Genomic DNA, 1,425 nt, shown 5'->3' on the forward strand with positions numbered 1-1,425 from the left:
GGTGCGGGCGGCACGGGGGCACGACCTGATCGTCACCAGCGGCGGCGTGTCGGTCGGCGAAGAAGATCACCTGCGCCCTGCCGTGCAGGCCGAAGGGCGGCTCGACCTGTGGCAGATCGCGCTCAAGCCGGGCAAGCCGCTCGCGTTCGGCAGCGTGCGGCGTGGCGCTTCCTCCGGCGCGGGCGAAGCCTGGTTCATCGGCCTGCCGGGCAACCCGGTGTCGAGCTTCATCACCTTCCTGCTGGCGGTGCGGCCGGTGCTGCTGCGGCTGCAAGGGGCCGCGGCCGGGATGCCGGCCGGTGTGCCGATGCGCGCCGATTTCGCATGGCCGAAGCCGGACCGGCGCCGCGAGTTCCTGCGCGTGCGCCGCACGGCCCAGGGCGGGCTGGACYTGTTCCCGAACCAGGGCTCGGGCGTGCTGAGCTCCGCGGTGTGGGGCGACGGCTTGGTCGACAACCCACCCGGCCAGGCGATCGCGGTGGGCGACACGGTGCGCTACGTGCCGTTCTCGGAGTTGCTCGCATGAAGCTGCGTGTCCGCTATTTCGCGTCGCTGCGCGAGTCGCTGGGCAGCGGCGAGACGCTGGAGCTGCGAGACGGCGTCGACGTGGGCGCGGCGCGCGACGCGCTGATCGCGCTTGACGCGCGCCACGCGGCGGCGCTGGCGCGAACCCGGGCGGTGCGCTGCGCGCTCGACCAGGTGCTGTGCGACGAAGCCGCGCGGTTGCACGACGATGCCGAGCTGGCCTTCTTTCCGCCGGTGACCGGAGGCTGACATGGGCTCCACGCGCGTCTCGATCCAGACCGAAGACTTCGACCTCGGTGCCGAGGTGGCCCGCCTGCGCACCGGTGACGGTGGCGTCGGCGCGGTGGTCGCGTTCGTCGGCACGGTGCGCGACCGCAGCGACGGCGCTGACGTGAGCCGCATGGAGCTGGAGCACTACCCCGGCATGACCGAGACCTCGATCGACGCGATGATCGATGCGGCGCTGGCCCGCTTCGACATCCGCGCCGCGCGCGTGATCCACCGCGTCGGCGTGCTCGATGCGCAGGACCAGATCGTGCTGGTGGCCGTCACGTCGGCGCACCGCGGCCAGGCCTTCCAGGCCTGCGAGTTCCTGATGGACTACCTGAAGACGCAAGCCCCGTTCTGGAAGAAGGAGCACACGCCGCAGGGCGCGCGCTGGGTCGATGCCCGCAGCCACGACGATGCCGCGCTGCAGCGCTGGGGCATCGCGAGCGGAAACCTCGCGCCATGACGACCGGCGTCGGTGCGGGCATCACGTGGCTGCAGGTGCTGGCCGTCGCCACCGGCGCGGTCTTCGGCGCGCTGCTGCGCTGGTGGGCCGGGCTGTGGCTGAACGCGCAGTGGGCGGGTTTTCCGCTCGGCACGCTGCTCGTCAACTGTGCCGGCGGGCTGCTGATC

Annotated in this window: 3 protein-coding genes; all 3 read left to right on the forward strand. The window is 72.4% G+C overall.

Annotated elements, in window-relative coordinates; genetic code table 11:
- The coding region (locus AC1D12_RS33300) for a molybdopterin-binding protein (protein ID WP_477845371.1) at positions 1 to 526 on the forward strand (526 nt) is incomplete at its 5' end.
- Complete coding sequence (locus AC1D12_RS33305) at positions 523 to 774, forward strand: MoaD/ThiS family protein (protein WP_477845372.1); 252 nt, start codon at positions 523 to 525, stop codon at positions 772 to 774. The genes AC1D12_RS33300 and AC1D12_RS33305, both read left to right, overlap by 4 nt.
- A 1-nt stretch (position 775) precedes the next feature.
- Positions 776 to 1,258, forward strand: a complete 483-nt coding sequence (locus tag AC1D12_RS33310; protein ID WP_477845373.1) for a molybdenum cofactor biosynthesis protein MoaE — start codon at positions 776 to 778, stop codon at positions 1,256 to 1,258.
- Positions 1,259 to 1,425 lie beyond the last annotated feature (167 nt).

This window comes from Rhizobacter sp. P1_G5 (assembly GCF_056405435.1).